The organism is Streptomyces misionensis, from assembly GCF_007896895.1.
Taxonomy (GTDB): Bacteria; Actinomycetota; Actinomycetes; order Streptomycetales; family Streptomycetaceae; genus Streptomyces; species Streptomyces misionensis_A.
Genome location: NZ_VOGW01000130.1, coordinates 5,306 through 12,034, shown reverse-complemented (window position 1 = coordinate 12,034; position 6,729 = coordinate 5,306). Strand labels below are relative to the sequence as shown.

Sequence of the window (6,729 nt, the reverse complement as noted above, 5' to 3'; positions counted from 1 at the left end):
ATCTCCAGCCGCGCACCCTCTCCGACCTCGGTGACGAGGCGTACCTCGACGACCAGCTCGCCACGTCCGGTTCGACGGCCGCGCAGCGGACGGTGACTGTGGTGTTCCGCACGTCCAACGTCGTCGTCACCATCCAGTACGAGGAGCAGCCGATGGCCGGCGGAACGGGCCCCGACAGGAAGGAAGTGCAGGACAGGGTCCGGAAACTGGCCTCCCGGCCGGACGGGGCGCTCGGCGGCTGATCCATTTCCCCGCCCCGGCCGCCCCCGTCCGCGAAGCCCCCGAACGGAAACCGCACAGCTCCTTCACCGCGTACGGTGGGGCCCCGCAGGAACCCGCACGAACACCGAGCGTCATGAGTGAAGGAACCATGCAGCGAGACGACCGAGCCCACCTGAGCCAGCGCACCAGGAACCTCCGCCGTGTTCTTGTCTGCGCGGCAGCCGTTCCCGCGATGCTGATCACCGCGGCGTGCTCCTCCGACTCCGGCGACTCCAAGCCCAAGAGCAGCGAGAGCGCGAGCGCCGGGCAGTCGGCGAGCGGCAGCGCGACGCCCTCCGCCAGCGCCTCCCCGACGCTCGAGCCGGCCACGTACACGACGCTCCCGAACCCCTGCAAGGTGCTGTCGGACAAGACCCTGGGCGACCTGGTCCCCAAGGCCGACACCTCGGGCAAGAAGGGCAGTTCGGACGATCCGTCGTCCCGTTCCTCCTGCTCCTGGAGCAGCCTGGCCAACAACGGCGTCAAGGGCTCCCAGTTCCGCTGGCTGAACATCTCCCTGCTGCGCTTCGACTCCGACACCGCGCGCGGCTCCGCCAACACCCAGGCGCACACCTACTTCGGCAACCAGGTCAAGGACTCCCAGTCGGTGGACGGCGGCACGAACGCCAAGGTCCAGCCGGTCTCCGGCACCGGCGACGAGGCGACCTCGGTCCGCTACGACCTGAAGAAGAAGGAAGGCCTCTTCAAGCAGGAGACGATCGTCGCGCGGGTGCAGAACGTCGTCGTCACCCTCGACTACAACGGCGCGGGCCTCGCGGGCGACAAGACCCCCGACGCCGACGACATCGCCAAGTCCGCGCAGAAGGCCGTCAAGGAGGTCGTGGCCTCGATCTCCTCCGCCGGCAAGGGCGACTCCCCGGGCGGTTCGTCGGCGAGCCCCTCCTCGTCCGCCAAGTCCCCCTCCGCGAGCGCCTCTTCGTCCACGTCGTCCGACAAGAAGAGCTGACCGAACGGGCTTACGACCCACCGGCACCACGTGCTCCGCACACGTGTGCCACCCTGTTGCGTCGCAACAACAGGCAACGGGAGGGGAGTACGAGTGGCCGCGCCACCGCAGCTGACTCGGATGCACCGGATACTCATCGGCGTGGTCGTGGGCGGTGCCCTGATCATCGCGGGAATCGGCTTCGCCGGTTCCTACGCGGCCGTCCGTGAGCTGGCCTGGAAGAAGGGCTTCGGGAACTTCGCCTATGTGTTCCCGGTCGGCATCGACGCCGGCATCTGTGTCCTGCTCTCCCTGGACCTGCTGCTGACCTGGATCCGCATCCCCTTCCCGCTGCTGCGCCAGACCGCCTGGCTGCTGACGGCGGCGACGATCGCGTTCAACGGCGCCGCCGCCTGGCCGGACCCGCTGGGCGTCGGCATGCACGCGGTGATCCCCGTGCTCTTCGTCGTCTCCGTCGAGGCGGCCCGGCACGCCGTCGGCCGCATCGCCGACATCACGGCCGACAAGCACATGGAGGGCGTCCGGATCACCCGCTGGCTGCTCTCCCCGGTGCCGACGTTCCTGCTGTGGCGCCGGATGAAGCTCTGGGAACTGCGCTCCTACGACCAGGTCATCAAGCTCGAACAGGAGCGCCTCGTCTACCAGGCCCGGCTCCGCTCCCGCTTCGGCCGCGCCTGGCGCCGCAAGGCCCCGGTCGAGTCCCTGATGCCCCTGCGGCTGGCCCGCTACGGCGTCCCCCTGGCGGAGACGGCCCCCTCGGGCCTGCTGGCCGCGGGGATAGAACCGGTCCTGCTGCCCCCGGCGCCCGCGGCGGAGCTGACGGCCGGAGTTCCGGCGGCGGTCGGCGCCGGGACGGCGGCCGGTACCGGTGCGGGCCAGGCGGCCGACGCCACCGCGCCCGCGCAGACCGGACCCGCACAGACCGGACCCGCGCAGCCGGCGCCCGCGCAGCCCGCCGCCGCGCCCGCGCCGCACGGCGAGCAGCGCCCCCAAGCCCCCCAGAGTCCCCCGGGCCCCCTGCCCGACGACCAGAGCCCCTGGTTCCAGGCGCCCCGCGAGGTCGAGTACCACGGCGACTACGACCCCACCTACGAACCGCCCCCGGAGCCCCAGTACGAGCCCGAGGAGCAGTACGAGGACTGGTACGAGGACCAGCCCCCGGAGCAGTTCCAGCAGCCCTCCCCCGAGGAGACCGGCAGCTTCCCGATCCCGGTGAGCCCCAACCGCACCCGGGAACTGGGCGAGGGCGGCGGCTTCCCCGAGCCCGAGCCGACCGAGGAGGACTACTACCAGGTCTTCCGCAAGTCGATAGACGGCAGCTACCCGACCGGCGCCCAGTTCAAGGACAACGTCGAGGCCACCTTCGGCATCGCCCTCCCGCTGGAGCGGGCCAACCGCATGGTCGAGCACTTCAGCGAGCACCACGACGCACAGCTGCGGGAATACCCCATCGCCTAGGGAACGCGCGGACGTTGCCGAAGAGCGGACGGACATGACGAAGGGGCCCTCCCGGAGGAGGGCCCCTTCCGCGCGTCCGCGTCACATCGGCGTCACTCGCCGAGCAGGCTCCGCACCCGCTCCTGGCCCACCGCCAGCAGCAGCGTGGGCAGCCGCGGCCCGGTGTCCCGGCCCACCAGCAGCTGGTACAGCAGCGCGAAGAAGGACCGCTGGGCGGTCTTGATCTCCGGCGGCAGCTCCTTGGGCGTCGCGTCCGCCGAGAACCCGGCCTGCACCTTCGGCACGCCGTACACGAGGTGCGTCAGCCCGTCCAGCGACCAGTGCTCGGCCAGGCCGTCGAGCAGCAGCCGCACCGACCGCTGCGACGCCTCGTCCAGCGACTTCAGCAGCTCGGCGTCCGGCTCCTCGCGCACGATGGTCCGCTGGTCCGCCGGCACGTGCGTGTTGATCCACGCCTCGGCCTTGTCGTAGCGCGGGCGGGCCTCGTCCAGCGAGCCCAGGGGCCGCTCCGGGTCCAGCTCGGAGAGGATCCGCAGGGCCTGGTCCTCGTGGCCCGCCGTGATGTCGGCTACGGACGCCAGCGTCCGGTACGGCAGCGGGCGCGCCGTCCTCGGCAGCTCACCGGCCGCCGTGCCCACCGCGCGGGTGTACGCGGCGACGTCGCCCGGCAGCGCGGAGCCGTCGGCGACCTTCGCGGCGAGCTTGTCCCACTCGTCGTAGAGCCGCTGGATCTCCTGGTCGAAGGCGATCTTGAAGGACTGGTTGGGCCGGCGGCGAGCGTACAGCCAGCGCAGCAGCTGCGGCTCCATGATCTTCAGCGCGTCCGCCGGGGTCGGCACGCCGCCGCGCGAGGACGACATCTTGGCCATGCCGGAGATGCCGACGAAGGCGTACATCGGGCCGATGGGCTGCTTGCCGTCGAAGATGCCGACGATCTGCCCGCCCACCTGGAAGGACGAGCCCGGAGAGGAGTGGTCGACACCGCTCGGCTCGAAGATCACGCCCTCGTACGCCCAGCGCATCGGCCAGTCGACCTTCCAGACCAGCTTGCCGCGGTTGAACTCGGCGAGCCGGACGGTCTCCATGAAGCCGCACGCGTTGCAGGTGTACGACAGCTCGGTGGTGTCGTCGTCGTACGAGGTGACCGTCGTGAGGTCCTTCTCGCAGTTGCCGCAGTACGGCTTGTACGGGAAGTACCCGGCGGAGCCGGAGGAGCCGTCGTCCTCGGACGCGGCGCCGGAGCCCTCCTCGGCCTCCAGCTCGGCCTCGTCCACGGCCTTCTGCTGCTGCTTCTTGGCCTTGGGCTTGGTGCGGTACTGGGCGAGGATCGCGTCGATGTCGCCCCGGTGCTTCATGGCGTGCAGGATCTGCTCGCGGTAGGTACCGGAGGTGTACTGCTCGGTCTGGCTGATCCCGTCGAACTCGACGCCCAGCTCGGCCAGCGACTCGACCATGGCGGCCTTGAAGTGCTCGGCCCAGTTCGGGTACGCCGAGCCCTTCGGGGCCGGGACCGAGGTCAGCGGCTTGCCGATGTGCTCGGCCCAGGACTCGTCGACGCCGGCGATGCCCGCCGGAACCTTGCGGTAGCGGTCGTAGTCGTCCCAGGAGATCAGGTGCCGGACCTGGTGTCCGCGGCGGCGGATCTCGTCGGCGACCAGGTGCGGGGTCATGACCTCGCGCAGGTTGCCCAGGTGGATGGGGCCGGACGGGGAGAGTCCGGACGCGACCACGACCGGTTTGCCCGGGGCCCGGCGCTCCGACTCCTCGATGACCTCATCCGCGAAACGGGAGACCCAGTCGGTGGTCTCGGTGCTCTGAGCCACGATCGGCACGTCCTTCTTTCTCCATCGGGCAGCCGCAGCGGTCGCACGGCTGACCGCTCCATTGTCCCAGGCGGGACCACATCCACGAAAACGCCTTTTCAACGCGTTGGACGGCCTTCCCGCGACCCGCGTTCACCGGCTGACCGGAAAATTCGCTACACCCCCCGTGGGATACTGGGCGTGACCATCCATCCCCACGAGGAGAACGGCACTCCACCTATGGCCTCGGTCACGTCCCTCAGCGACTCCGTCCAGCAGCAGCTCGCGTCCGCCCTCTCGGCCACCCTGCCGGAGGCCGCCGACGCGGACCCGCTGCTGCGACGAAGCGACCGGGCCGACTTCCAGGCCAACGGGATCCTGGCCCTCGCCAAGAAGGCGAAGGCCAACCCGCGCGAGCTCGCCACCCAGGTCGTCTCCCGGGTGACCACCGGCACGGTGATCGAGGACGTCGAGGTCTCCGGGCCCGGCTTCCTCAACATCACCGTCTCCGACCGGGCGATCACCGAGAACCTCGCCGCGCGGTACGCGGACGAGGCCGGCCGCCTCGGCGCGCCGTTCGCCACGAACCCGGGCACCACGGTGATCGACTACGCGCAGCCGAACGTGGCCAAGGAGATGCACGTCGGCCACCTGCGCTCCGCGGTGATCGGCGACTCGGTCGTCCAGCTCCTGGAGTTCACCGGCGAGACCGTGATCCGCCGCCACCACATCGGCGACTGGGGAACCCAGTTCGGCATGCTCATCCAGTACCTGGACGAGCACCCGCACGAGCTGGACCACAAGCGGTCCGCCGAGGACACCGCCACCTCCGGCGAGGAGGCGATGTCCAACCTGGACCGCCTCTACAAGGCCGCGCGGAGGCTCTTCGACTCCGACGAGGAGTTCAAGACCCGCGCCCGCCGCCGGGTGGTCGACCTCCAGGCCGGCGACCCGCGCACGCTCGCCATGTGGCAGAAGTTCGTGGACGAGTCGAAGATCTACTTCTTCTCCGTCTTCGAGAAGCTGGACATGGAGATCCGGGACGCCGACATCGTCGGCGAGTCCGGGTACAACGACATGCTGGCCGAGACCTGCCGCCTGCTGGAGGAATCCGGCGTCGCGGTCCGCTCCGAGGGCGCGCTCTGCGTCTTCTTCGACGACATCAAGGGCCCGGACGGCAACCCGGTCCCGCTGATCGTGCAGAAGTCGGACGGCGGCTACGGCTACGCGGCCACCGACCTCTCCGCGATCCGCGACCGCGTCTTCAACCTCAAGGCGAACACCCTCCTGTACGTGGTGGACGCCCGCCAGGCCCTGCACTTCCGGATGGTCTTCGAGACCGCCCGCCGGGCCGGCTGGCTGAACGACGACGTGACCGCCTTCCAGCTGGCCTTCGGCACCGTGCTGGGCAAGGACGGCAAGCCGTTCAAGACGCGTGCGGGCGAGACGGTCCGTCTGGTCGACCTCCTCGACGAGGCCATCGACCGCGCCTCGGCCGTGGTCCGCGAGAAGGCCCAGGACCTCTCGGAGGAGGAGATCGCCGAGCGGGGCGCCCAGGTGGGCATCGGCGCGGTGAAGTACGCGGACCTGTCGACGTCGGCGAACCGGGACTACAAGTTCGACCTGGACCAGATGGTCTCGCTCAACGGCGACACGTCCGTCTACCTCCAGTACGCCTACGCCCGCATCCGGTCCATCCTGCGCAAGGCCGGCGACACCCGCCCGGTCGCCCACCCCGAGCTGGACCTGGCGGACGCCGAACGCGCCCTCGGCCTGCACGCGGACGCCTTCGCGGAGACGGTCGCCGAGGCCGCCAAGGACTTCGCCCCCCACAAGCTGACGGCCTACCTCTACCAGCTGGCCTCCCTCTACACGACCTTCTACGACAAGTGCCCGGTCCTGAGGGCCGAGACGCCCGCCCAGATCGAGAACCGCCTCTTCCTCTGCGACGTCACGGCCCGCACCCTGCACCAGGGCATGTCCCTGCTGGGCATCAGGACGCCCGAGAAGCTCTGACGGCGAGCCCTTCCGACGGCTGCGGGGACCGTCTCCGCAGCCGTCCGACCGTCACCGGTCCGCGTCGTCCTGGTCCGCGTTGTCCTGGTCCGCGTCGTCGTGGTCCGCGTTGTTCTCCGCCAGTTCCCGGGCCCGTCGGGCCAGCGCGCGTCGCACCGAGGCCGGGGAGAGGACCCGCAGGGGGGTGGCCAGGGTGAGCAGGTAGCGGGCCAGGCCGTCCGGGTC

At 70.4% G+C, this 6,729-nt stretch carries 5 protein-coding genes and 1 pseudogene; 4 read left to right on the top strand and 2 right to left on the bottom strand.

Annotated features, from left to right (window positions below):
* The 3 genes and pseudogenes from FRZ03_RS22535 to FRZ03_RS22525 form a co-directional block, all read left to right on the top strand.
* Positions 1 to 242, top strand: a pseudogene (locus tag FRZ03_RS22535) (DUF3558 domain-containing protein); the annotation flags it as partial.
* A gap of 128 nt (positions 243 to 370) precedes the next feature.
* A complete protein-coding gene (locus FRZ03_RS22530) occupies positions 371 to 1,228 on the top strand; it encodes a DUF3558 domain-containing protein (protein WP_261399301.1) in 858 nt (285 codons plus the stop codon).
* Positions 1,229 to 1,348: 120 nt separating this feature from the next.
* The gene (locus FRZ03_RS22525) at positions 1,349 to 2,686 is read left to right on the top strand and encodes a DUF2637 domain-containing protein (RefSeq protein WP_186785561.1); all 1,338 of its coding nucleotides are present in this window, start codon (positions 1,349 to 1,351) and stop codon (positions 2,684 to 2,686) included.
* A gap of 92 nt (positions 2,687 to 2,778) precedes the next feature.
* Here FRZ03_RS22525 and lysS read toward each other — a convergent pair whose 3' ends face one another.
* Positions 2,779 to 4,518 carry a lysine--tRNA ligase gene (lysS, locus tag FRZ03_RS22520; protein ID WP_146466963.1) on the bottom strand — a complete coding sequence of 580 codons (1,740 nt, stop codon included), beginning with the start codon at positions 4,516 to 4,518 and terminating at the stop codon, positions 2,779 to 2,781.
* 210 nt (positions 4,519 to 4,728) lie between these two features.
* On the opposite strand from lysS, the gene argS reads away from it, so the two are divergent.
* Positions 4,729 to 6,504 (top strand): arginine--tRNA ligase, encoded by a 1,776-nt coding sequence (argS, locus tag FRZ03_RS22515; protein ID WP_146467001.1) that lies wholly within the window; start codon positions 4,729 to 4,731, stop codon positions 6,502 to 6,504.
* Between the two features lie 51 nt (positions 6,505 to 6,555).
* Here the strand turns inward: argS and FRZ03_RS41435 are convergent.
* Positions 6,556 to 6,729: WCX domain-containing protein (locus FRZ03_RS41435; RefSeq protein ID WP_464862469.1), on the bottom strand; the 174-nt coding region annotated here is incomplete at its 5' end.